The sequence below is a fragment of the Actinomadura sp. 6N118 genome (assembly GCF_044326415.1).
GTDB lineage: Bacteria > Actinomycetota > Actinomycetes > Streptosporangiales > Streptosporangiaceae > Spirillospora.
Window position 1 is genome coordinate 249336 of record NZ_JBIRAZ010000015.1, and the last position, 26381, is coordinate 275716.

Annotated in this window: 30 protein-coding genes; 11 read left to right on the plus strand and 19 right to left on the minus strand. The window is 66.1% G+C overall.

Annotation, left to right across the window (positions count from 1 at the left end):
• Positions 1-12: 12 nt before the first annotated feature.
• From ACH34W_RS34970 to ACH34W_RS35005, 8 genes are all read right to left on the minus strand, one after another.
• Positions 13-1113 (minus strand): nucleoside-diphosphate kinase, encoded by a 1101-nt coding sequence (locus ACH34W_RS34970; protein WP_395965425.1) that lies wholly within the window; start codon positions 1111-1113, stop codon positions 13-15.
• A gap of 11 nt (positions 1114-1124) precedes the next feature.
• A complete protein-coding gene (locus ACH34W_RS34975; protein WP_395965426.1) occupies positions 1125-1622 on the minus strand; it encodes an NUDIX hydrolase in 498 nt (165 codons plus the stop codon).
• Positions 1619-2488: a nucleotidyltransferase domain-containing protein gene (locus ACH34W_RS34980; protein ID WP_395965427.1), complete on the minus strand. Its 870-nt coding sequence runs from the start codon at positions 2486-2488 to the stop codon at positions 1619-1621. Before ACH34W_RS34980 ends, ACH34W_RS34975 begins: the two co-directional genes overlap by 4 nt.
• A 730-nt stretch (positions 2489-3218) precedes the next feature.
• The gene (locus ACH34W_RS34985; protein ID WP_395965428.1) at positions 3219-4781 is read right to left on the minus strand and encodes a nucleotidyltransferase family protein; all 1563 of its coding nucleotides are present in this window, start codon (positions 4779-4781) and stop codon (positions 3219-3221) included.
• Positions 4774-5976: a glycosyltransferase gene (locus ACH34W_RS34990; RefSeq protein ID WP_395965429.1), complete on the minus strand. Its 1203-nt coding sequence runs from the start codon at positions 5974-5976 to the stop codon at positions 4774-4776. The genes ACH34W_RS34985 and ACH34W_RS34990 overlap by 8 nt, the downstream gene beginning before the upstream one ends.
• Entirely contained in the window at positions 5973-7238 is a 1266-nt protein-coding gene (locus tag ACH34W_RS34995) for an MFS transporter (protein ID WP_395965430.1), read from the minus strand. The genes ACH34W_RS34990 and ACH34W_RS34995 overlap by 4 nt, the downstream gene beginning before the upstream one ends.
• Before the next feature lie 1539 nt (positions 7239-8777).
• The gene (locus tag ACH34W_RS35000; RefSeq protein ID WP_395965431.1) at positions 8778-8939 is read right to left on the minus strand and encodes a hypothetical protein; all 162 of its coding nucleotides are present in this window, start codon (positions 8937-8939) and stop codon (positions 8778-8780) included.
• Positions 8939-9175 (minus strand): hypothetical protein, encoded by a 237-nt coding sequence (locus ACH34W_RS35005; RefSeq protein WP_395965432.1) that lies wholly within the window; start codon positions 9173-9175, stop codon positions 8939-8941. The genes ACH34W_RS35000 and ACH34W_RS35005 overlap by 1 nt, the downstream gene beginning before the upstream one ends.
• 124 nt (positions 9176-9299) lie before the next feature.
• Between ACH34W_RS35005 and ACH34W_RS35010 the strand changes: the two genes are divergently transcribed.
• The 3 genes from ACH34W_RS35010 to ACH34W_RS35020 are packed head-to-tail and all read left to right on the plus strand — an operon-like array spanning position 9300 to position 10680.
• Positions 9300-9944, plus strand: a complete 645-nt coding sequence (locus ACH34W_RS35010; protein ID WP_395965433.1) for a transposase domain-containing protein — start codon at positions 9300-9302, stop codon at positions 9942-9944.
• Positions 9929-10267, plus strand: coding sequence for a hypothetical protein (locus ACH34W_RS35015; protein ID WP_395965434.1), 339 nt, complete (start codon positions 9929-9931; stop codon positions 10265-10267). The genes ACH34W_RS35010 and ACH34W_RS35015 overlap by 16 nt, the downstream gene beginning before the upstream one ends.
• The gene (locus tag ACH34W_RS35020) at positions 10204-10680 is read left to right on the plus strand and encodes a hypothetical protein (RefSeq protein WP_395965435.1); all 477 of its coding nucleotides are present in this window, start codon (positions 10204-10206) and stop codon (positions 10678-10680) included. Before ACH34W_RS35015 ends, ACH34W_RS35020 begins: the two co-directional genes overlap by 64 nt.
• A gap of 16 nt (positions 10681-10696) precedes the next feature.
• Here ACH34W_RS35020 and ACH34W_RS35025 read toward each other — a convergent pair whose 3' ends face one another.
• The 8 genes from ACH34W_RS35025 to ACH34W_RS35060 all read right to left on the minus strand — a co-directional run bounded on the left by ACH34W_RS35025 (position 10697) and on the right by ACH34W_RS35060 (position 14831).
• Complete coding sequence (locus ACH34W_RS35025; protein ID WP_395965436.1) at positions 10697-11125, minus strand: hypothetical protein; 429 nt, start codon at positions 11123-11125, stop codon at positions 10697-10699.
• Complete coding sequence (locus ACH34W_RS35030; protein WP_395965437.1) at positions 11122-11934, minus strand: phosphotransferase family protein; 813 nt, start codon at positions 11932-11934, stop codon at positions 11122-11124. The genes ACH34W_RS35025 and ACH34W_RS35030 overlap by 4 nt, the downstream gene beginning before the upstream one ends.
• Before the next feature lie 11 nt (positions 11935-11945).
• Complete coding sequence (locus tag ACH34W_RS35035; protein ID WP_395965438.1) at positions 11946-12458, minus strand: hypothetical protein; 513 nt, start codon at positions 12456-12458, stop codon at positions 11946-11948.
• Between the two features lie 38 nt (positions 12459-12496).
• On the minus strand, positions 12497-12814 hold the full coding sequence (locus ACH34W_RS35040) for a hypothetical protein (RefSeq protein WP_395965439.1): 318 nt from the start codon (positions 12812-12814) through the stop codon (positions 12497-12499).
• Positions 12811-13137 (minus strand): hypothetical protein, encoded by a 327-nt coding sequence (locus ACH34W_RS35045; RefSeq protein WP_395965440.1) that lies wholly within the window; start codon positions 13135-13137, stop codon positions 12811-12813. The genes ACH34W_RS35040 and ACH34W_RS35045 overlap by 4 nt, the downstream gene beginning before the upstream one ends.
• A 66-nt stretch (positions 13138-13203) precedes the next feature.
• The gene (locus tag ACH34W_RS35050) at positions 13204-14091 is read right to left on the minus strand and encodes a helix-turn-helix domain-containing protein (protein ID WP_395965441.1); all 888 of its coding nucleotides are present in this window, start codon (positions 14089-14091) and stop codon (positions 13204-13206) included.
• The gene (locus ACH34W_RS35055; RefSeq protein ID WP_395965442.1) at positions 14072-14584 is read right to left on the minus strand and encodes a DUF6879 family protein; all 513 of its coding nucleotides are present in this window, start codon (positions 14582-14584) and stop codon (positions 14072-14074) included. Before ACH34W_RS35055 ends, ACH34W_RS35050 begins: the two co-directional genes overlap by 20 nt.
• On the minus strand, positions 14532-14831 hold the full coding sequence (locus ACH34W_RS35060; RefSeq protein ID WP_395965443.1) for a hypothetical protein: 300 nt from the start codon (positions 14829-14831) through the stop codon (positions 14532-14534). Before ACH34W_RS35060 ends, ACH34W_RS35055 begins: the two co-directional genes overlap by 53 nt.
• 114 nt (positions 14832-14945) lie before the next feature.
• Between ACH34W_RS35060 and ACH34W_RS35065 the strand changes: the two genes are divergently transcribed.
• The 3 genes from ACH34W_RS35065 to ACH34W_RS35075 all read left to right on the plus strand — a co-directional run bounded on the left by ACH34W_RS35065 (position 14946) and on the right by ACH34W_RS35075 (position 17766).
• Positions 14946-16328, plus strand: coding sequence for a hypothetical protein (locus tag ACH34W_RS35065; protein ID WP_395965444.1), 1383 nt, complete (start codon positions 14946-14948; stop codon positions 16326-16328).
• Between the two features lie 77 nt (positions 16329-16405).
• Complete coding sequence (locus ACH34W_RS35070) at positions 16406-17026, plus strand: isochorismatase family protein (protein ID WP_395965445.1); 621 nt, start codon at positions 16406-16408, stop codon at positions 17024-17026.
• Positions 17027-17031: 5 nt separating this feature from the next.
• The gene (locus ACH34W_RS35075; RefSeq protein WP_395965446.1) at positions 17032-17766 is read left to right on the plus strand and encodes an SDR family NAD(P)-dependent oxidoreductase; all 735 of its coding nucleotides are present in this window, start codon (positions 17032-17034) and stop codon (positions 17764-17766) included.
• 2 nt (positions 17767-17768) lie between these two features.
• Here the strand turns inward: ACH34W_RS35075 and ACH34W_RS35080 are convergent, their stop codons facing one another.
• On the minus strand, positions 17769-18941 hold the full coding sequence (locus ACH34W_RS35080; RefSeq protein WP_395965447.1) for a serine hydrolase domain-containing protein: 1173 nt from the start codon (positions 18939-18941) through the stop codon (positions 17769-17771).
• Positions 18942-18975: 34 nt separating this feature from the next.
• On the opposite strand from ACH34W_RS35080, the gene ACH34W_RS35085 reads away from it, so the two are divergent.
• The gene (locus tag ACH34W_RS35085; protein WP_395965448.1) at positions 18976-19887 is read left to right on the plus strand and encodes a cyclase family protein; all 912 of its coding nucleotides are present in this window, start codon (positions 18976-18978) and stop codon (positions 19885-19887) included.
• 16 nt (positions 19888-19903) lie between these two features.
• Here ACH34W_RS35085 and ACH34W_RS35090 read toward each other — a convergent pair whose 3' ends face one another.
• A complete protein-coding gene (locus ACH34W_RS35090) occupies positions 19904-21412 on the minus strand; it encodes an AMP-binding protein (protein WP_395965449.1) in 1509 nt (502 codons plus the stop codon).
• Between the two features lie 9 nt (positions 21413-21421).
• On the minus strand, positions 21422-22480 hold the full coding sequence (locus tag ACH34W_RS35095) for an LLM class flavin-dependent oxidoreductase (protein WP_395965450.1): 1059 nt from the start codon (positions 22478-22480) through the stop codon (positions 21422-21424).
• 158 nt (positions 22481-22638) lie between these two features.
• Between ACH34W_RS35095 and ACH34W_RS35100 the strand changes: the two genes are divergently transcribed.
• The 4 genes from ACH34W_RS35100 to ACH34W_RS35115 all read left to right on the plus strand — a co-directional run bounded on the left by ACH34W_RS35100 (position 22639) and on the right by ACH34W_RS35115 (position 26374).
• Entirely contained in the window at positions 22639-23862 is a 1224-nt protein-coding gene (locus ACH34W_RS35100; protein ID WP_395965451.1) for an RNA-guided endonuclease InsQ/TnpB family protein, read from the plus strand.
• Positions 23863-24095: 233 nt separating this feature from the next.
• On the plus strand, positions 24096-24551 hold the full coding sequence (locus ACH34W_RS35105) for a flavodoxin family protein (RefSeq protein WP_395965452.1): 456 nt from the start codon (positions 24096-24098) through the stop codon (positions 24549-24551).
• Positions 24552-24583: 32 nt separating this feature from the next.
• Entirely contained in the window at positions 24584-24883 is a 300-nt protein-coding gene (locus ACH34W_RS35110; protein ID WP_395965453.1) for a Dabb family protein, read from the plus strand.
• Between the two features lie 336 nt (positions 24884-25219).
• Entirely contained in the window at positions 25220-26374 is a 1155-nt protein-coding gene (locus ACH34W_RS35115) for a thiolase C-terminal domain-containing protein (protein ID WP_395965454.1), read from the plus strand.
• The last annotated feature ends 7 nt before the right edge of the window (positions 26375-26381 follow it).

The window sequence follows — 26381 nt, forward strand, 5'->3', positions numbered from 1 at the left end:
GGCTACTGGTCCTCACTCGGGCTGGAAACATGAGATGTAGAACATGCTCGTGTCCAAGGCGAGATCGTCCCAGGGGTCAAGGGCTATTCCTCGGCGCAGCAGGGCAATTTTGATCTCTCCGGCGGTTTCATACCTGAACTCACCGGGCGTGGCCAGGTGCCGCATTATCGGATCGGACTGCGCCGGCGCCGATGATCGGTGGAATGAATCCACCAAGGCGAGTTCCTCGGCGGAGAGGTCGCAGAACCGCCGCCAGCGGGAATGGAGATCCCCTCCGCCGCGAGCGAGGTCGCGATATCGGGCGTACAGGCAGTCAGTCGCCTCGACGAACTGGTCTGAGGTCTCGGTGGCCCGGAGTCGGCTCTTGATGCCGATGAGGACGCTCGGCAAATCCAGGCGCCGGTCTCCGGTGCCGGCGAGGAAGATCTGCTCGTCGAGTGACTCGGTTGAGACCTCGGGCGGGATCGCCCGCCGGGCGGGAGCACGATCGGGGGCGGTGGCTCGTGCCAGGGCGTGGCCGAGGTCCTGAGTGCTGCCGAAGATCAGGAACTCCCGGGCCGAGGAGATCGGGTCGTCCGCGGTGTGCAGGAGGTTGAGCGCGAGGTTGGTGGCGCCGGCCTCCCAGCGGAGCTGCCCCGGTGCTCCGGCGAAGGGGTTCGACGGGCCCTTGCGGCTCTTGACCTCCTGGTGCGCGGTACGGCCAATGCCGGGCGGGACCTGGAGCAGAAGGACCAGGCTCGGCGACATCCCGTACAGGCGAGCGTTGATCCACCAGTCGCCGAGCATGTTTTGCTCGTTGCGTACGGTCAGGTTGTATTTGTACAGCTCCTCGAAGTGGCGCGCCGATGCAGTGAGTGCGGCCTGAGCGTACAATATTCGCCAGCCGGCGCTGGCCATTCGATCCAGCATGGTCTGATGTTTTCCCGTTGCGAGGGCGTCAGGCTTGAGCATCACGAAGACACACTCCGCCAATCGGGCGAGAAGTGCTGGGGAAATGTCCTCGCACAGACTCCGCCAGATCTCTTCCACCTGGCCGGTACGCGCAAGATAGCTGTCCTCGGACATGAAGTCGGGGCAGTGCTGACCTGTGTTCGGCGGAGAGCCAAAGCCCATCTCTCGCCCTCTCAATCGACATGGCGAAGCTCGTACAAGGTCGATACGGCGCTGTAATCAGACAGCACCCGGCGGCAGAATTCCGCCAGCCGGAGCTCCAGCGCCTCGGCGAGTGAGAACGCCCCGAGCGCCTGTCCCTCGTTGAGGACCAGTCGATCGGTCGCCACGTTCGTCCGCGCTTCGAAAACGGTCAGGAGGCGTCCGTCGCCGTCGGTGTCGACGAGACGCCAGAGTGGGCGGCAGGTTTCGGGTGTGATCCCGAGTTCCTCCCTGAGCTCGCGGACGATCGTGGTGTACGGATGTTCGCCCGGGTCGGCGGCCCCGCCGAACAACGACCAGCGTCCCGGGTTGGGAATCGACGGTTTGTCGTCGCGAAGATGCAGGACGATGCCGTCCGGACCGACGACGACCGCTACCGATCCGGCACCGGACGCGTGCCGTGCCCGGTCCCGGTCCTGTTTCCCCAGGAAGGGCGGCGTGGCGAGGGCTGAAGTCTCAGGTCGGTTCACTTCTCTGCTCCTGGTCTAGCTACGTCGCGAGGTGGATTGGCGGTGACGGGCGCACCGTCCCCGTCGATCTCCGAGACGGCCGACAGCAGGATCTGGCAGGCCTCCGTCGCGTCGTTGATCCATTGATCGGCCGTCGCCCCGTCCAGGTCAGCTAGGCTGAGCCACCGCCAGCAGGTCTCCACCTCCATGGGAAGCTCGCCCGCGCAGACCATACGCGCGACGGACTCGTATCTGCGAAAACGCCATTTCGAACCGGGCGTCACAACTCCATGCGCCGCCGCGTACGCGTCGACCGAGTGCTCCAGTGCTCCCGCCACGGCCAGCGTCGCGGTCCGAATATCCCCATACGAACCGAGTCCGAGCGCGGCATCGAGCGCGGCTTCGGCTGCTTCCACTGCTGTACCGACGACCAAGCGGCCGAGCCCGGCCCTGTGCAGGAGCGCCTTGCAGTCAGCGGCATACTCGGCCCCGGTCAGCGCAACGCTGTCGTACAGCCGGAGCGCCCGGCCAACCTCATAACCCCCGAGTATCGAGGTCGGGTCGATACCCGCTTCGACAGAAGCATTCGCCCTTGCCACGGCGGAGGCAAGCAATTCAACGAAGCCGTTTGGCCAATACTCGATATCCCATCGCTTGCCGTTGTGATAAACGAGGCGATGGCGTACTTCGGTTATGGTTGCAGTGTCAACAGAGGGAGCACCCAGAACTATCGATACGTCGATGTCGCTGTGCGAGTGTTCCCATCCTCGGGCGTACGAGCCAGCCAGCAGCACAGCCCGGCTCTCGTTGTCGGCCAGCCTGGAGAGGAATTCGAGTTCCGCGTCATTGAACCGTGCGGCCAGTTCCTCCCCCTTGGGCTCGGCCACGGGTACGCCTGGTGGATGCATTCCAAAGCTGCCTTTCGGTGGGCTATGCATAGGATGGACGAGAAGCGAGGTGGTCGCGTGCCTGCCCAGGTAGTCATGTCGGCGCACGCTGAGGAGCAGCGACGGGTCATCGGCTCCGTCCTGCCGGTCCCGTACGAAGCTGTGCGGGAGGAGAGCGCGGAACCGGACTGGTCCTCACCAGGCGGTATTCCGTCGTTATCCCGGTGTCGAGCATCGCCTGCTCCGCGTAGGCCCTCGGTGACCGTCGTCGTCCCCCAGCCGCTGATCGCGAGTCGCCTCGTCGTCGACGTTATCGGCCGACATGTTCCACAGCCCCGGGTGGGTGGCCGGACCGGTCTCCCTGTCCGCCAGATCATGCGGGTACGAGACGAAGGGGCACCTGGTGTGGACATCGATGCCGACTCTTCCCCACTCGAACTCGTCCCCCCCAGGTGTCCTCGTGGTGCTCCTCGCTCGCGGGTTCGTTGGCCGGGAGCCACAGCAAGTACCCACGATCGCTCAGTGCCCTCGCATCGTGGATCGGGTCTTCGACAAGCAACGCTGTCCCGATCGAAGAGCTGGATCTTGGTCACTCTCCAATGAAGATCATCGGCAATTATCTGGAGAGCTGTGCTCTCACCTGCCCCGTGGATGCAGGTACAGAGGATGCAGTGCGTCGTTGAGCTCATATAATTCTCCCGATAAGGGGGGGCAAGGCCGCAGACCGACCTCAGGCCTCGTTGATCAACATTTGAAGTGGGATCATTGTCGTGGCGGCCGGACGACCCCCATCGGCCTCCCATTCACGGACACCGAGCAGCATAGTGATTTCTGCAGTTTGCATTTTATCGGCCACCCTCGACCAATCAATGTCGATGACATAGATGGCGTCGTCCCTCAGAGAAAGCCGGACGGTTTCATCGGCAATCCGACTTTCGGTCCTTCTATCGTAGGCGTAGAACTCCCCTTTGGGGTGTTGGACGAGCTCGTAAATGCAATTGCCGAGATGCAGCAGGAAATCGACCTCACAGCCAGGTGACGTTGAAGGGACGTCAATGAGAAAACGAAGTCCGCTCTCCGTGCGTACGAAAGCGAACCTGAAGTGAAGTTTACGAGAGGCAGGAGTTTGAAGCAGCACGCGACGCACGCCCCTCTCCTCTGATGGGCACGAGCTATGCCATTCGGTGCCGTTCTCGTAACCCGCCCGGATTCGAGAGGTCCCCAAGTACTGGATCACTCGCTCTTCCGGCGTCTCGTTGATCACGACGTCGCGCGGACATTCCACCCCCGCGGTGGAGATCAGGAGGGCGCCCTCCCCACGGGCAAACCAAAGAGCGCGCGGGGGCAGCGGCTCATCGGGAAGAGCTGCGTCTTCCGGTGGGACGAGCCGTTGGTCCAGTAGTTCGTTGATGACCGCGAACGCATAGGCGGCGGCGTCTTGAGCCCCCACATCGACGACAATACGATGGAATCGGGCCCAGGAAAATTCCGACTTCTGTAGCAACTCGAACAGATTGGCCACTTCGCCGAGGCGGATGGTGGCATACGGCGCCCGGAACTCCGTCAGATGGTTAGCGAAGATATGACAACAGCTGATGATTGCGGTCATCTCCGGCGAGGTAACGGGCAGGCGTACTCCAGCAGGAGTCATGGCCTGGATGGAGGCCTCTACGAGTTGTGGTGCGGCAACCTGCCCGCGCTCCAACGAACTCGGAACTTCCCAGGAGCCGGAGATAGCGGGAGGTCTGGTACGGCGGATCGCTTCGAGCGGGGGGTATCTCCACGCGGGAAAGTGATTGTGGAGATCGATCTGAATCTCGCCACGGTCGAGCTTGCCGTACTCGTGCAGCACGATCCGCCCGTAGGGCGCCGGGGGGTCCTTGGGGTCAAGGATGTATCCCAGTTCCGTCAGGGCGTCGCGGAGCGACTCGGGGCTCGGGGCGAATAGGTCGAGGTCGGCACTCCAGGTGATCGACTGCTCAGTTTGGAGCAGGAGCGGGTAGACGATGCCTTTGCTCAATACGGGCCGAGCCTCGCCGATCGCAGCACGCAGAATCTCGGTGTAGGCCTCGTGTAGCCGTGCACTCCGTTGCTGAGCGTCCGTAGCCAACCCTGCGACTGCGTCGATCAACGATGAGGATGCCCAGCGAGGTCGTTCGGTGTCGAGCCGTTGTCGTAGGCGGGTCCCCAGGCGATGGGCCTGAGCTGCAGTGAGCAGCAGGTCATCGCGGAACTGTGGATCGACCGGATGCGCCCCACCTGCGGCCCAGATAAGGATGTCGCGTTCAGTCATTGCTGCCTTTCACTCGATGCGACGAGGCGATGTCCGAGATGCTTTCCAGGATGCGATCGACGACAGCGGGAGCGTCGTGGAGCATGGCGATCTTGCTGAGCTCGACGCTCATCCTTCGGCGTTCGTATGGGGACTTGATTAGGTGAGTGAGCCGTTTGACGAGGGTACTGACAGTTCCGTCATACAGGACATCGGGATTGTTGTGGCATATTTCCGGATAGGCGCCCTTGGTGGGCAGAAGGCAGCAGTTGTGGGTATACATCGCTTCAAGCGTTGCGACTCCAAAGCTCTCGTGGCTTGCCGTTGAAACCTGGATGTGTGACCTCCACAGCGTGCGATAGTAGTCGGCGATCGACATATCATTGCCGAGTACTACCTGGCCAGGATGGCGATCGGCAAGCTCGGAGACTTCTTTCCCTCCAGGATCCTCTTCGGCGAATCTTCGGGTAAACACGATCACCGCATCGTGGCGATCGAGTATTTCATTGGCGGCCTGCGTAAACACTTTCGGCCTCTTGCTCTCAATCGGCGCATGATTGAAGACGATAGTTGTGCGATCAAATTGCTCGCCTGTCCACTGTCGTTGAATCTGCGTGGTATCGAGTGGTAGGCCGACGATGGACGTCTTATTGGTGACATCGTTAGCCAGCGCTGGGGACAAGGCACCGATGTTTTCTTCCAAGGTTCGGCACATGTATTCCGACACTACGAGGAGGCGGTCAAGCGAGTCGATGTTCGCAAGATCGAGCAGCCTGAGTCGCGGATGTCGATCCGCGCGGTAGGTGTCAGTCGGATCCCAATGACTTCCGTGAGTGTAGCCGATCACAGGTATGTCGGTACCCATATCTTGGAGAGCTTTGCGGATCACCGAAGGGAAGACTGAGAATATATGGAAAATGAATATCAGGTCTGGATGTTCCCGGTCGATGGCGTCCACGATACGGCGGTAGACATTGGCAGTCCACCGAGCCCGGCTGTCACTGCGGCTCCCCTGCCCGGCGGGAGTATGGGGATTAACCCGGATCACGTCGAACCCTCGTGCCTCTAGTTCCGCGACGATGGCGGCCGAGGCGGTAATCCCGTATCCGATTGAATCGCTTGATGGGCCGGCAGCCACGTCACCGGCCGCCACGTCGGCTGGTGAGGTGTAAGTGTCAACATATAGCCAACGTTTCATATTGTTCGCCTCGCTCACGGTGCTGTCCTTTTCCTGCGCGGCAATCGCGAATGGAGGGGGCGCAGGTCGAATCTCGCCGGATACCTTGCAAACAGAAGCGCCGTCATCGACAGAGCAGCTAGGCAGAGGAACGCTGGCATAAGGAAGCCTGTGCGGTTACCGAAGGCAGCGACACTGGTGGTGGCCACGATGCTGCCGGTTACCACGGCGAGATTCTCATGGCTTAGATACGAAGATGTAGCTAGGCCTGGTCGGTTGGTCATTAGCCGCTGACCGATGTCGATTCCGACCATGATCGCCGCAGCCCCGAAGACGGCATAGCATCCTTGCAGCACGATCAGCTGCCATCGTGATTCGGCCACCGCCACGCCGCCGTAGTACACCACACTGGCGAACGCGCCGATAAGGAAGATGTTTCCGCGCCCCCAGCGCGAAGCGGCCCAGGCCATCGCGGGCATCAAGGCCAGCTCCACGAACGGCGGTATGGCAAGGATCAAGCCGACCCATTCAAGTCCGCCTCCCAATGATTCATGAACCACGATGGGGAGCTGGGATACCTGCATGACCCTGCCACTGGCGAACAAGACCATCAACAACGAGAAAAGAGCAAGGAGTCTCAATGAGTTCGTACCGGTATCCGCATCCGGGTTCTCCTCAGAATGGACGCCCTCAGCTCGTTCCGTAGGACGGTCATATCCGCCATTAGTACCTCTATCGGGTGGCCGCAGAGGAGTCAGGCGACGATCTAGGCTGATAAACGACAATCCCAGGCATAGCAGATATATGAACGCGGTGAGGGCGAAGACGGCGCGGGCCCCGAGCCAAGCTAGGCCCACACCGCCGCCGCTGAACCCGAGAAGTGAGCCGATAGAGAACACCACCCGCACCAGACTCACCATGAAGATTGATTGATGCGGATGCGCCTGATCGTTCAGAACGTCACGGGCGTGGGCGAGCAACTGGGCATTGGCGATGTTGAGGGCGCTGATGAACACGATGCCGATGAGAAGCATCGCGAGGATGGAGTGAGCTGCGGTTAGGAGCCCGTATCCGATGGCCAGCCAAGCAAGGCTGGCCGAGATCAGAACCCGCCGCAACTGCCCGCGGTCAGACAGCCGCCCGGTGACCAGCAGGACCAGTCCGCCTGACAGAGCGACCACTACGAAGTAGATGGTGACCATCACGGCGGAGGCACCGAGCTCGTCACGGGCGAACAATGAGACGACGGTCAGCGACCCCGACGAAGCGACTGACGCAAGAAGAACCAGCGATAGCAGCAAACGGAAAGGTGAGATCAGCCTCCAGGTTGCCCTGACACCCAGGCGGACCGTGCCAGGCGACAATGGGGAGGGCCCTTTCGATGCGGTCTCGGTTCCGGTCATAGTTTGTTCGCCGGCCCGGTGGTTGAGCTGTGGAACCCCGGCATGAGGGAAACGCTCGGGCATTGAGAGATGGCTGATGTAAGATCCGCCAGCAGCATGTCGATGTAATCGGATTTTTGCTGATGGTGGGCGATCGTCATATGCGGACCCGTGGAAGTGCGCGTGACTGAAACGAGCAGCTTGAGCTTGCCCTGCCAGTGGCGGGACAGGCCCTCCAATGAGCGAGTGGCGGTATAGGGCGGGTCGTCCGCGACCGCCAGCTGCCCGCACTGCTCATGTTCGTCGATCCAGAGGAAGGCTCGGGCCCCGCAGGCGAGCCCCCAGAGCTTCCAGGTGCGCAGCCAGTCCGGATCGATCGCGACGGCGATCGCCCGTAGTCGGCAAGTTCGGCGGCAATCTTGCGGGTCGCCATGTTGAGGGCGGCCTTGTAGACGCGTACCTGAAAGAGCATGAATCCTCCACAGAGGCGACCGAGGCCAGGCTTGTGCTGATATTGATCGCATTTGGGTAGGAAAACCGCACGAAGAAGCGGAAGGAACGCCTGGCATGTCATGACGAGCCCAACGACATTGGTGTTAAACGTGGTTCTGTTTACCGCGCTGACCTATGATTACTGGATAGCCTGGTGAGGATGGCACGCAGTCATAACGACTCTGGCTGTTATTATTATGCGGGCGGCGATCGCCTGAACCAGCCCACGATTCACCCCGGTGACTACCACTCACAGGCCCATGGTATTCATAGCCACTTGGATGTAATAGGAAAATGCACCAGTAATGCGTCGTGCATTGTTCGGCACGGGCATTCGATCCCTGTCTCCAAACGCCTGTGAGTTGATTCCTGGCAACCTATTTGGTTTTGGGCAGCGTATTCACTTGCTTTACGTCAGTCAATAGCCATGCCCGCCTAGCTGGCGACATTCTGTATCCCGATGATGACAAAACGTAACACTGTCATCATCGGCAGTCGGTTCTTTGATGGCACAGTGCGGTTCGTAAATTATCTTCCAAGAGGTGTGGGTTGATCAACTACCTGCGCTGATGTTGTCATTGTCCGCCACGTCAACCGCCGGACTGGTCATGAGACCTTGACGCACGCCAGGTCGCCACAGCAAAGGCCACTTTGATTGCACTTTACTGCTTTTTTACATGTTGCTTAAAGGGGTTTTGTCCTGTATTTGCGGTGTAGAGTGCCGCGCCAGGTGACGGTGGACTCACCGGTGAGGCCGTGGGTCGACAGGTCGATCATCGCGATGTGGATCATGGCTTCGGAAGCGGGTGGGCGGGGCGTTGGCGCGTTCGCCGATGCCGCGTACGCTGCGTGGCAGCTTGTTGTAGGTCTTCTGGTCGGCGGTGAGCCGGCGGTCCTTGAGCCTTTGATCGGGACGCGCAGGACGTGCACGGCGCCTTCGTAGCCGAGGTCGGCTAGGCCGATGAGCTAGTCGCGGGCGGTGGCCCGGGCGTCGATGACGCCGTGCTCGCGGGCGCAGGTCTTGTCGTGCTCGCGACCGGGCCGAACCTGGGAGGTCCACAGCGGCCACCCGTCGGGGTAGAGGTGACCTGGACGTTCCCGCCGTGATGCTTGTGATTGCCTGACCATCACAGGTCCACGCCATAGGGGCCGGTGTGCCGACCCGGTCGGTGCGGATCACCACCCGTCCAGGTCCCGGCCTCTTTGGCCGCTTGCGGAACATCGGCCAGGTCGGGGCCGCAGGCGGCGAGCACGTCGATGCCTTCGTGCAGGTACCGGTACACGGTCTTGACGCCTGTGCCGTGGTCGTCGGCCAGTTGCATGATGCGGGTGCCGTCGATGAACCAGAGCAGGACTAGCCTCAATGCCGGTTAGTTAGGGCTGGTGGTGCTGGTGTCAAGGGGATCGGTGGAACTGCGGACATGAGAACGGAGATCCAGTAGAACGGGTGCTCTCTCACAAACATCCGTCACATCTACTGGATCTCCGTTGCCTGTTGAGGCTGCCAGGTCTGCTGCGGCCTGTGTCATCACTGTGGTCACTCGCCCGGTTCGGGCGGCGGCGGGGGTGTTTGCTCCTGGTCATCTGGGTGAGCTGATCCAGATTGTGCCGTTTGAGATGGTCGATGCGGTGCTGGCCGAGGCCGGTGGCATACAGCGGCGGGTGCGGGCGCTGCCCTCGCGGGTGGTGGTGTATGTGCTGCTGGCCGGGGCGTTGTTCGCCGAGCTGGGATATCGGCAGGTGTGGGCACGGTTGACGGCGGGTTTGCCCGAGCCGGGCGTTGCGCCGTCGTCGTCGGCGCTGGCCCAGGCCCGGCGCCGGGTCGGGGCGGCGCCGCTCAAGGCGTTGTTTGAGTTGCTACGCGGCCCTGCCGCCGTGGCCGTGGCCGGGGGCGGGGTGCGCTGGCGCGGTCTGCTGGTATGCGGGATCGACGGCACCATCATCAGCGTGCCCGACAGTCCTGCGAACCTGGCGGCCTATCGGCGGCAGAGCGGATCGGCCTTTGCGATGCTGCGGCTGGTGACGGTGGTGGCCTGCGGCACCGCAGCATCGTCGGCGCGGTGTTCGGCAGCGCCGCTGATGGCGAGACCGCCTACGCCGCCCGGCTCATCGGCGCCATGGGTGAGCAGATGATCGTGCTGGCCGACCGCAACTTCGCCGCCGGGTGGCTGGTGGCAGCGATCGCCGACAGCCGGGCACAGCTGCTGGTACGGGTCCGCACCGGCCGGACGGCCCCCAGGCTGCCGGTGATGCGCCGCCTGGGCGATGGCTCCTACCTGTCACGCTTTGGGGGTATCGAGGTCCGCGTCATCGACGCCGAGATCACCATCGCAGCCACCCGTACCGGCCGGACCACCGGCGCCTACCGGCTCATCACCACGCTGGTGCGCTGGTGCGGCTCTACCACCAGCGGTGGGAGGAGACCGCCTACCTGGAGCTCAAGTCCTCCCTGCTGAGCGGCCGGGTACTGCGCGCCCGCACCCCCACCGGGATCGACCAGGAGGTCTGCGCCCTGCTGGTGGCCTACCAGGCGCTGCGCACCTCGATGACCGACGCCACCAACACCAACCGCGGTATCGATCCCGACCGGGCCGGCTTCACCACCGCCCTGTACACCACCCGCGACCAGATCATCCAGGCCGCCGGCATCATCGCCGACACCACCATCGACCTGATCGGAAAGATCGGGCGGGCCGTCCTGGACGACCCGCTGCCCGACCGGCGGCTACGCACCAACGCCCGCACCGTCAAACGCGCGATCTCCAAATACAACGCCCTAGGACCCCACATCGACCGGACCACCTACAAAGCCACCCTGGCCATCGACATCCTCGCCGGACCACCCTTGACAGGAACCAAAGACCCTTAACTTCCCGGCATTGGTACTAGTCCCCGTCGATCAGCTCGATCAGCTCTGGGGTCTGCCGGGTCGGGTACCGCAGGTTGCCGAACGAGGCGATCCCCTCCGGCGGCAGGATCGGGATGTTGGCCTCCCAGCCGTTGCCGGGCACGATCGGCTCGGCCAGCAGCATGAGGCGCTCCAGGTCGTCGGCGGGCATCTTCAGCCAGGCGAACCCGTTCCAGAACGCCGCGTAGCGCGCCCGGCGCTCGGGCGGGAACAGGCAGCCACCGCCGAAGATCCCGCTGCCCAGGTCCTGGCAGGACTGGAGGGTGGCGTAGCCTTCGCGCCACAGTGCCGAGACCAGGTCGACCATGCCGGTGTCGATGCTGACCGTCGTGCCGCCGGGGTGGTCAGTTCCTGAGTGGCGTGGACCTGCTTCCAGTCGGTGTAGTTCGTGCTGCTGATGGCTCACTCCAGTACTCCTCGGAACTCTGCCCAGCGGCGCACATTTGCGAGGTACGGCGGTATCCAGGGCTCCGGCCGGGCCTGGGCTCGGCGCGTCCACACCTTGGTGTGCAGCCGGGCGTAGTGGTCGATCGAACTGGCTGGGGCGTCAGCCCAGGCCGGGAACTGGCTGAGCCATGTTTCGGCGGATTGCGGCGTGTGCCCGGCCGATAGCAGCCACGGGATCATCTGCCCCAGCTCCACCCAGGCGGCGCCGCGCGCCACGAACGCCCAGTCGACGATGTACACCGACTCCTGCGGGGTGATGATGAGGTTGCTGGCGTTGAGGTCGGTGTGCAGCAGGGCCTGGCCGTCCATGGGCGATGGGTCCTCGTTCGGCAGCGCCCAGCGCATTGTGACGGGCCGGTCGACGATCTCGGGTGTCGGTGTCTTCTGTAGCCGCTGTACGGTCGCCGCGACGATGTCCAGGTCCGGTGACCCGGGCGCGTAGTCGGGGTGGCGACCGGTCAGATGCTCGAAGCCGAGCACGAGCCACCCCCCGGCCTCCGTTGTCCACTGCAGCTGGGGGGCGAACTCGGTGACGAAGGGATTCACGCGCGCCTCGGTACGAAGCGACAGCACCTCCGGGCCGTCCTTGTCGGCCAGCTTGCGGGCGGCCTTCACAAACACCTTCCGGCCGTCCTCGCCAGTCACGGTCGAGGCGATGTCGGCGTGGTTGCCGACGGCTGCCGGATGGATGCGGCGGATAGGCCCGGTGTGCTCGGTGATCGCCTCCCGCACCGTCGTGGGAAGGTCGTCCCAGTCGCTCCGTGTCATAGGTCCTCGCTCTAGTCAGCGGTGGTGAGGCGGCCCTGGCAGATGTCGGAGCAGCAGCTGGCGCCGCTGACCCACATCCGGTCGTCGATCCGCCATCCGTGCTCGCGCAGGGTGCGCACGGTCAAGGCGATCGAGCGGCCGCTGGTGATGGAAGCGTTCGTGACTGGGACGTGGTCGATGAACCTGCCGCCGGTCAGTCTGTGGCAGGTTTCCCGATAGGCCGCAGTGAGGTCCAGGAACGCGTGCAGCGCGTCGTCGACCTCGTCCGATGGCGTGAGGTAGGTGAAGGCCTCGCCGTCTGAGAAGTAGCCGCCCGGGGTGTTCTCCGGCTTGTAGATGGCGGCCGTTGCCAAGTAGCAGAGCATCTGCTCCACCATCAGCTCGGCGTAGAACCGGGCGACCTTCACGTACTCCTTGCGCACCCGGTCCACGAGCCGATCGAACAACTCGGGGCTCACCACCTCGCGGGGGTTACGAGTCGGACGGGTCTCTTCCAGAGTGCTGAGGTGGGTCGTTACGGACATGGCGGTTCTCCTCTCGGGGTTGAAGAGGCGGGAGATGGTCAAGCCGCCAGTGCGCGCAGGATGCGCAGCACGATCCCGGCAACCTCGGTGACCTGGTCGGAGCGGCCAAGCGCACGGCAGCCGTTCGTGCAGAAGTGCAGCGCGTCGTCGAAGTCGTGCCGGTGGCACCACACCAGCACCTTGCGGGAGTTGCCGGGGCTGAACTCGTAGCCGTCGATCGACTTCAGGTCGGCGTCCTTGAACGCGACCCCGTCAGCGGCCGACAGGTTGTCGGCCAGGGAGTTCAGCGCGACCTTGGCGCTGGTCAGCACCTCTGGTGGCCTTCTGGTCGTCGTGCTGGTCTTCGTGGCGGTCACATTCCCACCGCCGTCGTCGGGGCGACGCGTCCCTTCACTGCCGTGATCGCCTCGTGCAGGTGCTGCGCGTCGGCCGGGGCGAGCGGCTCCCCGTTCCCGGTCGTGAACCACAACCGGCCTTCATCGTCGGTGCGATGTTCGCAGCGCAAGACCAGGGGTGGCGCCTTGTCGCCCGGCATCGGCAAGCGCAGCTCGTTTCCGGTCACCTCAGGTTCGTAGCCGTGTACGCGCAGCGCGGTCCCCAGAGCGGCAGCGCGTGACGCCCGCAGATCGGTGATGGGCGCGGGCGGAGTGTCGGTATAGCGCGGGGTATCGAGAACCATCGGGCCTCCGAGGAATCAGGGTCGACTTTCTGTAACCCGACATTGACTCTTCGGTTGGTCCGGGAGCTAGCTTTTTGCGCGTCTTTGCGGCAACTCGCTGCGCGCCGCCTCGATGAGGTTCCGGGCTGCTTGGTCGTACACCGCCATGGACCGCAGCATCTCGAACACCTTCACGTAGAAGCCGACTTCCTCTGCCCGGGTGGCGCGGATGCTTCCGGCCCACAGGTCGTTGCGTGCGAGCCGGTCGTCGAAGATATAGAAGCCTTCCCCGCCGAACAGGACGCGCTGGCGAGGCGGGATGATCCCGAGGGCCACCTTGGGCAAACGGGTCGCACGCACGAGGAAGTCGAACTGCTCGTGCATCACCTCGGCGTCGCCCATCCACGCGTTCAGCGCGCCGGCCTCGATCACGAAAGAGAATCTGCCCGGCCCTTCGGTGAGCAGGTGCTGCCGCTCCAGGCGGGCATTGGCTGCTTCCTCCAGCTCGTCGCTCGGCAGATCGAACAGCCGCGCGTTCGCCCCCATCACTTCAAGGACGTAGCCGCGAACCTGCAGGATGCCCGGCACGATGATCGGTTCGTAGGCACGCAGCAGCTTCGTGCGCGCGTACTCGGGGGTGCCGCGCGCCTGGATGCGTTTCTGCCCGGCGCGAAGCTCCCGCTTCCATTCCACCCACATCTGTTCGATCTCGCGGTGCACGGCGATCAGCTCAGGGATCTGCCGGGCCTGCCCGCAGGCGATCGCCCACGCCCTGATCTGGCCCTCGGTGGGGTTCTGCCGTCCGTGCTCAATCCGGGAGATCTGCGCGCTGTGACATTCGAGCTGCTCGGCCAGCTCAACGCCCTTCAGCCCGGCGTCGCGGCGAAGGTCGCGAAGCCTGGTGCCGAACGCCTTACGCGAGGCCTCCGCCTGTCGGGACAACGTCGACCTGCGTTCAGGACGGGTGGTACTCACGATGCGGGATCGCAAGCGCCCAGGCCGCATCGAAAGCGTCCAGACAGAACCTCACCGCCGCAGAATCGCGGTCCATCTGGAACTCGGCACGTTCATTGGAGCCACCGAGGACGTTGAACATCACAGCCTCGCAGTCAAGGATGAAACAGTCGTTTCCCGGCAACGGCAGTATCGATGTCAATCGCCTCGGCAGCCAGCGAAGGTCTTCGCCAGCGTCCACACCCAATCCGCCGAACTCCACGGCCATCCGCTGGTACTCGCTCAGCGGCTCCGACACCACCCGGACCCGCCGCCATGTCCGCCCCTCCTTCAGGTCGGCTGCGACCGTCTCCGCCCACGAGCCGTACTGGGCCGCTGCCGGGGCCTTATCACCAGTCCGCCACGCATCCAGGATCGCCGCGTCGATCTCGTAATGGTCGCGCAGCTCGATCTTGCGGATGTCATGGGCAGCCCGGCGCAGCTCGCCTCGCTGCTCCAGCGAGATCAACTCCATATCTCTCCTTCGCGTACATCCGGACCAACTGGTCCACCAGGTTCTCGGGAATCTCGCAGAACGTCTCGGTCGGCTTGAGCGCGATGAGCTGCGCCCTGACCTGTTCCCCTTGCTGATCACCCTGCACGATCCAGGTACCCACGTTCGTCCGGTAGAAGGTCGCGCAGTCGTCACCGGTGCTGGAATTCAGGTCCTTGCAGTAGAAGGACAACATCCTGTGGGCGCCCGAGTCGGGGGGTTGCGTCATTTTGCGCCTCCTCTGGGGTCACGTCTACCTTGGCGCGCTGGCAAGGCATGGTCAACGGGCTGCAATCGCGAGCTGGTATATCGGGTTTACAGCTCGGGTACACCGATCTCTGCCATGAACCTCCCGCCCAATGCCCGGCTCAAGTCGGCCGTGGAAACGTCCGGCCTCACCTACGAGGCGCTTGCTTCGGCAGTCCGGGCGATCGCCGCCGAGAGCGGTGAGACACTGCGGACCAACAAGTCCACCGTCCAGCACTGGATCAACGGGACCCGACCGGCCGGGCGTACGAGCTGGTACCTCACGCAGGCAATGTCGAGTCACCTCGGGCGGGTGCTTACTGAGGCCGACCTTGGCCTGCCCGCTTCGACACGGGACGACGGCGAGGGCATCGACCCGTTGTTCGGGCTATCGCTGGACTCCGACCCGATACGAACCCTGCTGCCGATGTGGAGAGCCGACTTGGACCGCCGAAGCTTCCTGACCGCCTCCGCGTACTCAGCCGCCGCCACGATGCTGCCGCTCACCCACGTTGAAGAGATCGCGGGTCGGGCCACCTACGCGCAGACCGGGAAGGCCGTCGGCGTGGCCGACGTCGCAGCCGCGCGGGACATGGTCACGGTGTTCACCACCATGGACGAACGGCACGGCGGCCAGCATGGGCGCAGTGCGCTCATTGCCTACCTGCGCGACGACCTCGCGCCGTTGTGCCGGGGCGCGTTCTCCTCTGCGGAGACCAAGGGCGAGATGCTGATGGTCGCCAGCCGCGCCGTCCACCTGGCCGGGTTCAAGGCCTACGACGCCGGGCAGCACGGCCTCGCGCAGCGCTACTATCTGCAAGCCTTCAGCCTCGCCGCCGAGTCACATGTCAACGGCGTCGACGGGCTCATCATGCGCACCATGGCGCTGCAGGGGCTCAAACGAAACAAGCCCGAGGAGTGCGTTGCACTCGCCGAGACCGCCCTGTCCCGGCTGCGAGGGAAGGCCGACCCGTTCACCGAGGCCACCTTCCGGACGGCGCTCGCACATACCTACGCCGCATCCAGCCGGCGCCACGACGCCGTCGCACAAGTCGACCGCTCGCTCGACCTCATGGCCGTGCCGCATCCGCCCGAAGAGATCCCGTTCTGGGTGCTGGCATGGGGACCGCCGCAAGGCACCGTGTACGCCCGCGTCGGCGACGTGTTCAACACACTCGGCGACCCCGGAAACGCGGCCGGACCATATACCCGCGCGGCGGCGTCGCGGCCGGACGAGACGTACGCCCGCGTGAACGCCCTCAACCTCGCCGACGGCGCGCGGATGCGGCTCAAGCAAGGCCATATCGAGGGGGCATGCCGGGAGTGGGGGCGCTCCCTGGATCTCATGGCCGGGGTGCACTCGACCCGGACACGCAAGGCCGTCACCGAGATGCGCCAGGAACTGGCCGCCTTCCGCGACAGGGGCGTGAAGGCCGCCGCCGACCTCGACGGCCGTGCCGCAGCCATGCTCGCCAGCTAGTGACACAGTCCGCAGAGCCGCGGGCGGGGTCCGGGTTGGGCTACCCAAGCAAGTGCTAGGTCAGTATCGTGGACGTCGTGGCGATCGATCTTGCTGACCTGGCCGATCCCCGGCACACCGCGCTGCTCGTGATGGAGATGCAGCGGGGCGTCGCCGGGGATCTCGCCAAGTTCCCCGACCTGGTCAAGGCCTGCGACGAGCGTGGTGTGGTGGCGAACGCCGCCCGTGCCGTCGCGGCCGCCCGGGCGGCAGGTGTGCGGGTCGTGCAGTGCACGGCCGCGTTCCGCGCCGACCGGGCGGGCAGCCATACCGACAACACCCCGTTCATCAAGGGCCTCCTCAAGGATCCCGGGCACATGCTGGAGGGCACCGGAGCGATCGAGGTGCTGCCCGAGCTGTACGACCCGGATGATCTGGAGTCGCGGCGCTACCACGGCTTCTCGCCGTTCACGGGCACGACCCTGGACCAGACGCTGCGTTCGTTGGGTGTGCGCACGGTTGTGGCCATCGGGCTGTCGCTCAACCTCGGCATCCCCGGTCTCTGCCTGGAGGCGGTCAACCTCGGCTACCGGGTCGTCGTCCTCACCGACGCGGTCGCGGGGATGCCCGTCGAATACGGGGACGTGGTCATGGCCAACACCATCAGCCTGCTCGCCGCGCGCACGACGAGCGTCGAACTCGCCAAGGTATGGGGATGACGGGGATGGACGGATTGAGCCTGTCCGGCCGTACGGCCGTCGTCACCGGTGGAGCGGGTGGCATCGGCCGTGCGATCTGTGCCGACCTGTCCGCGCTCGGAGCACGGGTGGTCATCGCCGACATTGATCTGCCCGCCGCCGAGGCCGTCGCCAAGGAACTGGGTGGAACGGCGCTGCGCGTGGACCTCACGGATCCGCCGGACATCGACCGGTTCGTGGCCGAGGCGGGCGAGGTCGACATCCTCGTTCACAACGCCGGGGTCAGCATCGTCGAGCCGTTCGTGCACAGCGACCCCGCGGCCTGGGACCTCATGTGGAAGATCAACCTGAGGGCCCCGATGCAGCTCACCCGAGGGTTGCTGCCTGGCATGACCGAACGCGGCTGGGGACGCCTGGTCTTCATCTCGTCCGACGGCGCCCGGGCCGGATCCGGGGGCGAGGGAGCCTACGCGGCCACCAAGGCCGGGCTCTTCGGGCTCGCCAAGACCCTCGCCCGGGAGGCGGCGCGCGGCGGGGTCACCAGCAACGTGGTATGCCCCGGCCCGACCGACACCCCCATGGTCCGGGCGGTGTCCGACCAGCACCCGGGACTGCTCGACAAACTGGCCAAGCAGATCCCCCTCCGCCGCATCGGCCGCCCTGACGACATCGCGGGCATCGTCGCCTTCCTCTGCACCGACCGGGCCGAGTACATCACCGGCCAGACCGTGTCGGTCAGCGGCGGCATCACGATGCATTGATGTCAGGTCAGAGAGGCGTAGGCCGCCTCGGTGATGCGGTAGGCGCGAAGGTCGCCGGAGAGCTGGTCGCCCATGTTGTTCGGCAGGTACGCGACGGCCAGCCCGGCGTTGGCGTCGCCGAGCCCGATCGAGCCGCCCGCGCCGGTGTGGCCGAACGCGTACTGCCGCCCGGCCGCCGGGGTGAAGAACGTCATGGCGGGGCGCATGTAGCCGAGGCCGAACGCGCTGCGCACCAGCATCGTGCGGTCCGCGCCGCTCGCCCGGGGCTTGAGGGCCTCGGTGAGCGTGTCCGGACGGAGGATCCTGCCCGCGATGAGGTCGCGGTAGAAGCCCGCGAGCGCGGGTGCGGTCGCGATCATCCCGGCGGCGGGCCAGCCCGCCCGGAGCACGACCGGGTTGTTGTAGCCGCCCTTGCCGGGATGCGGGTTGTTGAGCGACCGGTTGAGCGGGCTGTCCGGGTCGACGTAGGCGTTGGCGAGCCGTTCGAGCACGTTGTCGTCCCCGACCGCCCTCGGCGAGTCCGCCCCGTTGCTCGGCGTCCGCCGTCCGGCGCTGAGCTTGGCGGCGCGGTCGATGACGCCGTCCGGCGAGCCGATCCACAGTTCCCGGCCGCCCGCGAACTCCTCCTTCACGAACTGGCCGACCAGCCGGCCCGAATGGCGCCGCACGATCTCGCCCGCCAGCCATCCGTACGTGAGCGCGTGATAGCCGTGGGCCGTCCCCGGCTCCCACTCCGGCGCCTGCAAGGCCAGCTCGGCGGCCCGCGCGGGTGCGTCGGCGGCTTCCTCCGCGCTCACCGGACGGGCGAACGCGGGCAGCCCGGCCTGGTGAGAGAGCAGATGGGCGGCGGTCGTGCCCTCCTTGCCGCGCATCCCGTACTCCGGCCACCAGCTGGTCACCGGCCCGTCGATGTCGTACGCGCCGCGCTCGGCGAGCAGCAGCGCGGCCGTCGCGGTCACCGCCTTCGTACAGGAGAACGCGAAGCACGGGGTGTCCGCGAGCCACGCACGGCCGGTCCGGCGGTCGGCGACGCCGCCCCAGAGGTCCACGACCTTGCGCTCCCCGGCATAGACCGCCACCGCCGCCCCGAGCTCGCGGCCGTCGGCGAAATTCTGCTCGAAGACGTCCCGGACGGCCGAGAACGCCGGATCGCAGTGGCCCTGCACCGTTGTCATGCGCGGTCCTTTCAAAGGAAGGCTTAACCGAATCATGCTTGACGAGTCAAACAACTGGGGACGCTGGGGTGCCGATGACGAACGCGGGGCCCTCAACCTGCTCAGCCCGGAGGTCATCGTCGCAGCCGCCGGCTGTGTGCGGGAGGGGCGTGCGCTGAGCCTGTCGCTGCCGATCAGGGGCGCCACGTCGTCGCCTGCCCCGACCACCGTCCCGCACCTGCGGGGGAGGCCGTTGCCGCAACACTTCATGTCGGTCGACGGCGGAGACTACGCGGCCGGCACGCGGGCCATCGGTGCCGGGTTGAAGATCGCCGACGACGCGCTGGTCGTGACGCCGCACGGGACCACGACCCATATGGACGCCCTGTGCCACATGTGGTCGGGGGAGGAGCTCTACAACGGGCATCCGGCCGACCGCGTGCGCTCGTACGGCGCCGGTCGCTGCGGCATCGACAAGGCCGGCCCGGTCGTGGCGCGCGGCGTGCTCTTCGACGTCCCGCGCCTGCGAGGAGTCGGCCACCTGGCGGCCGAGGACCGCATCGGCCCGGACGATCTGGAGGCTTGCGGCGTCGAGGTGCGGCCGGGTGACGTCGCCGTCGTGCGCACCGGCTGGCCGCTCACCTGGCAGGACGGCCCGGACGCCTACTGGGCCGGTCAGCCGGGCCTGTCGGCGGACGGCGGGCGCTGGCTGGCCGAACGCGACGTCTGCATGGTGGCCAGCGACAACGCCGCGATCGGGGGGCTCAACGGCCGCCAGCTCGCCGACGAGGAGCTCGCCGACGACCTGCACATGATCCTCCTGTGGCGGCACGGCATCCATCTCGCCGAGATGCTCTGGCTGGAGGAGCTCGCCGAGACGGGCCGCACCGACTTCCTCCTCGTGGTGGCCCCCCTCAGGATCGAGGGGGGCACCGCGAGCCCGGTCAATCCCGTCGCCGTCCTCTAGCCCGGCTGCAGGTGGCTCAGCTGCCGGGGTAGGCGCCGCCGCCGTGCTGCTCGTCCAGCGCGTCATAATCGGGGGTGTAGCCGCGCTTGGGGATCTCGTCGACGAACGCCACCTCGCGCGGCTTCTTGTACGAGGCGATCTCGCCGCGCACGTGCTCGATGACGTCGTCGGCCGTGGCGGTCGCGCCGTCCTTGAGCACGACGATCGCTTTCGGCGACTGGCCGAAGCGGTCGTCGGGCACGCCGATGACGGCGGCGTCGGCGATGGCCGGGTGCGCCTTGAGGGCGCGTTCGACCTCGGCGGGGTAGATGTTCTCGTTCGCCGACTTGATCATGCGGAGCCGGGGACCGATGAACGTGATCGTGCCGTCGGGCTCGCGCCGGCCCAGGTCGCCGGTGTGGTGCCAGCCGCCCGCCGCCTTCGCCTCGTTCAGCTCGGGGCGGTTCCAGTAGCCGGAGAAGATGCTCGGGCCCCGGGCGCAGATCTCGCCGACCTCGCCCGGTGCGACCTCGGAGCCGTCGGCGTCGAGGATGCGTAGGTGGACCAAGGGCGAGGGTCGGCCCGCGTAGCCCTTGCCGCCCATGCCGAGACCGAGGAACGTGAGCATGCCGCCGACCTCGGTCTGCCCGTAGCCGCCCATCTTGGACGCGCACCACGGGCTGTCGTCGACCGTGATCATCTTGTCCCACTCGGGGGAGTGCGAGACGAAGTGCAGGGACGACAGGTCGTACGCACCGTCCTTGTTGGCCTCCACCAGACCGTCGATCATCGGGCCGAACAGGAACGCCTGCGTGCACTTCTCGGCGTCGATGAGCCGGCAGACCTCCTTCGGCTCGTACGCCGGGGTGAAGACGAGCTTGCCGCCGATCTGGAACGTGGCCAGCGTGAACATCATCGTGCCCACGTGGAACAGCGGACCGCAGGCCAGGAACGTGAAGCCGTTCTCCATCTGCCTGATGTGCAGCAGCGACATGCTGTGGGAGATCAGCGCGGTGCTGCTGAGCAGCGCCGCGTTGGGGCGCCCGTCGAACGCGGCGGTGTAGAGGGCCAGCGCGGGCGTGCCGGAGAGCACTTCGGCGTGGGCCGGCTCGCTCGTGTCGTCGGCGAGGTACGACTCGTACTCGTCGCCGGACCGCACCCAGCGCGCGTCCAGGGTGACCTGGCCCCGCGCCTTTTCGACCGCCTCGGACTCCTCCCACACGACGACCTTCGGCGTGAGGTCGTTCAGGACGTACGCCAGCTCGTCGGCGCTCTGCCGCCAGTTGGCCGGGCAGAAGACCGCGCCGAGCCGGTTGCAGGCGACGAGCAGCTCCAGGACGCGGAAGGAGTTCTGCCCGAGCCACAACACGCGCTCGCCAGCGGTGACGCCGTCCGCCGCCAGGGCGTGCGCCAGGCGGTTCACCCGGTCGTCGAGCTCGGGATAGGTCAACCGTACGTCGCCGTCCACGACGGCGGTGTCGAGCGGCCGGCCGCGCCGATGCTCGCTGAGGACGTCCCCGAGAGTGAACCGTTGTACGACGGACATCGCGCCTCCTTAACGGAACGCCGGCATGACTTCTGCGGCGAAGAACTTCAGGACCTTCTTCATCTCCTCGATCGGCACGGGCCGGGTCGAGCCGAAGTCGCACATGAGGTTCGTGAACCCCATCTCCTGGATCGTCTTGATCTGGCCGATGACCCGCTCCGGGTCGCCGATGACCTCCAGCTGCTCCCAGCGGAAGTCGTTGTCGACCGAGCCGCCCTTGAGGTAGCGGTGCTGGTAGTACTCGAAGCCCTTGGCCGCCTGGCCGGTCTTGGGGTCGATGGGCGCGCTCTGCACGTTGAAGATGCGCGACCGGTCGAACATCGCCTCGAACCGGGCCTGGTCCTCGCGGGCCTGCTCCACGGTCGGCGCGACGTAGACCGAACGGCTCGCCACCAGTTCCATCCCGGTGGTGTCGACGCCGTTGGCGGCGGCGGTCGCGTGCCAGGTCTCGGCGGCCTTCGCGATCTTCTTGAACGGGGCGGCGGGGTCGGCCAGGATCGGGATGCCGCGCGCCGCGTACAGCTCCACCGTCTCGGGGCTGACCGCCGCCACATGCAGGGGCGGGTGCGGGCGCTGGACGGGCTTGGGCATCAGCGTCAGCGGGTTCGTGGTCTCGTAGAACCGGCCCTTGTACTCGAAGTCGTTCTGCGTCCACAGCCCGAGGATCATGTCGAGGCACTCGTTGAAGCGGTCCCGGGCCTCGCTCAGGTCGAGGCCGAAGTTCTCGAACTCGATGCTCTGGTAACCGCGGCCGATCCCCACTTCCAGCCGCCCGCCGGACAACAGATCCACCATCGCGGCCTCCTCGGCCACGTGGATGGGGTTGTGCAGGGGGAGGACGACGATCCCGGTGCCCAGCCGGAGCTTCTCCGTGCGCGCCGCGAGGTTGGACAGCAGGTTGAAGATGTTGGGGACGACGCCGTAGTCCCGGAAGTGGTGCTCGGCGACCCATACCCCGTCGAAGCCGAGCTCCTCCAGGAGCTCGACGATCTCGATCTGGTAGTCGTACACCTCCCGCGCGGACTGCCCCGCGTTCTGATGGAAGAGGTGGAAGGTCGAGAACTTCATCGGGCGCCTACAGCGTCGAGACCTCGTCGTTCAGGGTGGGGAGGAAATGCGGCAGGTTGTGGCACGGTGATCGTCCTTTCCTGGGTGCTCGTGGTGATGCGGACCACAGTTGGTTGCGTTGAGTGATTTCGTCGGTGCGTACCGCTACGGTCAGGGGTGTGAAGGTCGTGGTGCAGATGAAGCTGCTGCCGACGCCCGAGCAGGCGGCGGCCCTCAGCGCGACCCTGCACGCCTGCAACGCGGCGGCGAACCACGCGTCGGCGGTGGCGTACCGCGAGTTCGGGTTGGGGGCCCGGCAGGTGGCGTTGCACCGCGCCGTCTACACCGAGCTCAGGTCGCAGGGGCTGGGGGCGCAGGCCGCGGTCCGGGTGATCAAGAAGGTCGTGGACGCTTACACGACATTGCGCGGCCAGATAAAGGCCGGGCGGCTGGGCGGGCAGGATTCGCCGCGCCGGCTCAAGGCCGAGGGCAAGCCGATCACCTTCCGCCCTGATGCGGCGCACCCTTTTGATGACCGGAATCTGTCGTGGCAGTACGACGCCCGTACGGTGTCGTTGTGGACGGTGCACGGGCGTCTGAAGGGCGTGGCCTACACCGGGTCGCCCGCGCAGCTGAAGACGCTTGCCGAGCACCGGCAGGGCGAGTCGGACCTGCTGTTGCGCGACGGGAAGTGGTTGCTGGTCGCGACCTGCGATGTGCCCGAAGCGCCGCTGAACGCTGATCCGCGTGACTGGATCGGCGTGGACCGGGGCATCGCCAACCTGGCCACCACCTCCGACGGCCAGAACCATCAGGGCCGGGGCCTGGCGAGGTATCGGCGGCGGATGGCGCGGGTGCGCGCCGAGTTGCAGGCCAAGGGCACCAAGTCCGCCAAACGCAAGCTGAAGAAACGCGCGCGCCGGGAGACCCGGCACGCCACCCACATCAACCACGCCATTGCCAAGGCGGTGGTGGCCGATGCCGAACGCACCGGACGCGGGATCGCCCTGGAAGACCTGGGCGGCATCCGTGACCGGACAAGGGTTGCACGGCACCAGCGGGCCACCATCTCGTCCTGGCCGTTCCACCAGCTCGAGACCTTTATCGGCTACAAGGCCATGCGGGCCGGGGTGCCGGTGGTGAGCGTGGACGCGCACTACACCTCCCAGACCTGCCCGCGCTGCGGGCACGTCTCCAAAAAGAACCGTTCCACCCGGGACGACTTCTCCTGTCGTCGGTGCGGGCTCGCTGGCCCCGCCGACCACATCGCCGCCGTGAACGTCCAAAGACGCGCACGCACGGCGTGGGCATTCGTCAACATGCCCCATGCGGCCATGTCACCGTCCTCCCAGTCAGGGACTGTCACGAGCTGCAAACCCTGCCCCTCAAGGCCGGGTCGTTGACCGGGCGGTCAGCCACGTGTACGGCTCCTTCTACTTCTCCAGCGGGCCCGGCGGTTGCACGCGGTACCGCCGCCGCGACGTCCGACGCCTGACTCATCATTACGTACCAAGCGCTCGCTTGGGAAGCCTAACAGGTGTGCCCGTGCTCAATGAAAGAAGTGACGGCGATCAGAGGCGTTCGAGCTGGCTGGCGGGCACACCCCGGCGAAGCCACCCGGCTAGGGTCGGAATCGATGAAGACGTTGCTGATCGTTCACCACACGCCGTCGCCGAACCTGCAGGCGATGTACGAGGCGGTGCGCTCCGGCGCGACGACCGACGAGATCGAGGGCGTGGAGGTGATCTCCCGTCCCGCGCTGACCGCCTCGCCCGTGGACGTCCTTTCGGCCGACGGCTACCTGCTCGGCAGCCCGGTCAATCTCGGCTACCTGTCCGGTGCCCTCAAGCACTTCTTCGACCAGATCTACTACCCGTGCCTGGAGGAGACCGTCCGGCGGCCGTACGGGGCGTACCTCCACGGCGGCAACGACGCCACCGGAGCCCTCCGCGCGCTCGAATCGATCACGACCGGCCTGAAGTGGCGCGCCGTGCTTCCCCCGCGGGTCGTGATCGGCGAGCCGTCCCGCGCGGACCTGGAGGCGTGCTGGGAGCTGGGCGCCACGGTCGCCGCCGAGTTGGGCTCGGTCTGACCGGCCCGTTTCCCCCGCGCTACGGTTTCGGCATGAGCGGTTTTCGGCATGTCGTGATGTTCAAGTGGGCCGCGGGCACGACCACCGGCCAGCAGGACGAGGTGGCCACCCGCCTCACCGGGCTGACCGGCGTGATCCCCGAGATCGCGTTGCTCAGCGTCGGCGCCGACGCGGGCGTCAACCAGGGCAACCACGACTTCGTCGTGGTCGCCGACTTCGCCGACCAGGACGCCTACGTCGCCTACCGGGACCACCCGGCCCACCGAGCGGTCATCGACGAGTACATCAAGCCGATCCTCGCCGAGCGCGCCGCCATCCAATACGAGTTGTAGGTCTGCACTCAAGGCTCAGGTAGCGCGCTCGCGTGATGGCTGGGCAATTCGACCGAGCAAGCGCTTGTCTAATACGTCGAATGCGGCTAGTTTCGCGGGAAGTCGCCTGTCGGGATGGATCGCGCCCCGTCCCGGCAGGCGGCATTGCTTATTGCTTTTTCGGCCTCGGGGTCCTCGCCTGGCGGCTCGGACCCCGAACCGCAAAAGCGGCGAGCGCGACATCGCTTCGCGATCTCTCGTGAAGCTTCGCCTTCGGCTTGCTTCACGACCCGGTCGCGCGCTCGCGTGCGGATGCGGGCAGGCGGTCATCTGACCAGCAGATCGAGGAGGCATCGGGTGGGCGTGCAGGGTTTCGCGGGCAAGGCGGCGATTGCGGGCATCGGGATGACCGCGCTGTCTCGCGAGTCAGGCCGGACCGAGTTGCAGTTGGCCGCCGAGGCGGCTCGCGCTGCGCTCGCCGAGGCGGCCGAGGCCACCGGTGGTGTGGTCGAACGGCCGGGCGCGATCCTCAGCTATCACCTGAACGACTCCGCGCCCGTCCTCTACCTGGCCCGCGAGCTGCGGCTCCCGGAAATCGGGTGGCACAACGAGATCTACGGCGGCGGCACGCAGAGCGCGTCGATCCTCGCCGACGCGGCCATGCTCGTCGCCGCCGGGATCGCCGACAGTGTCCTTGTTTACCGAGCCCTCAACGGCCGTTCTGGCCGCCGCATGAACACCCTCGGCCTCAAGCTGGGGGAAGGCACCGAGGAACAGTTCACCCATCCGTACGGCATGGCCGGGCCTGTCCACCAGTTCGCCCTGGCCGGGCAGCGCTACCTCCACGATGCCGGGCTGACCGGCGAGGACACTTACAGCGTGGTCGCCCAGTCCAGGGAGCACGCCGCCCTCAACCCCCGTGCATTGCGCCGCGAGCCGATCGACCTGGCCGCCTATCTGGACAGTCCTATGGTGGCCTCGCCGCTCCGGCGGCTCGACTGCTGCCAGGAGACCGACGGCGCCTGCGCGCTCGTGGTCACGAAGGCCGACCTCGCCCCGGAGGCCCCCCGGATCCACGCGGTGGTCCGCGGCGGCGGCCCCGGTGCCTCGACCATGGACAAGGCCGAGGACGTCACCAGGATCTTCTCGTCGTACGTCGCCGGGCCTCTCTACGAGGCCGCGGGCATGAAGCCCGATGACATCGACGTGTCCCTCCTCTACGACGCGTACAGCTGGCTGGTGCCCCGCCAGTTGGAGGACTTCGGCCTCGTGCGGCGCGAAGACCTCGGCCACGCCCTGCGGAGGCGGGAGATCGCCTGGAACGGCCGCGTCCCGGTCAACCCGCACGGTGGTCTTCTCTCCGAGGGTTACGTCCATGGCTTCAATAACGTGGCCGAGGCGGTGCGCCAGTTGCGTGGCACCGGCACCGCCCAGGTACGCGACGCAGAGGTCGCCCTCTGCACGGGCTTTGGCGGCAGCTACGGCAGCGCCGCCGTCCTCACCCGCCCGTAACGGACCG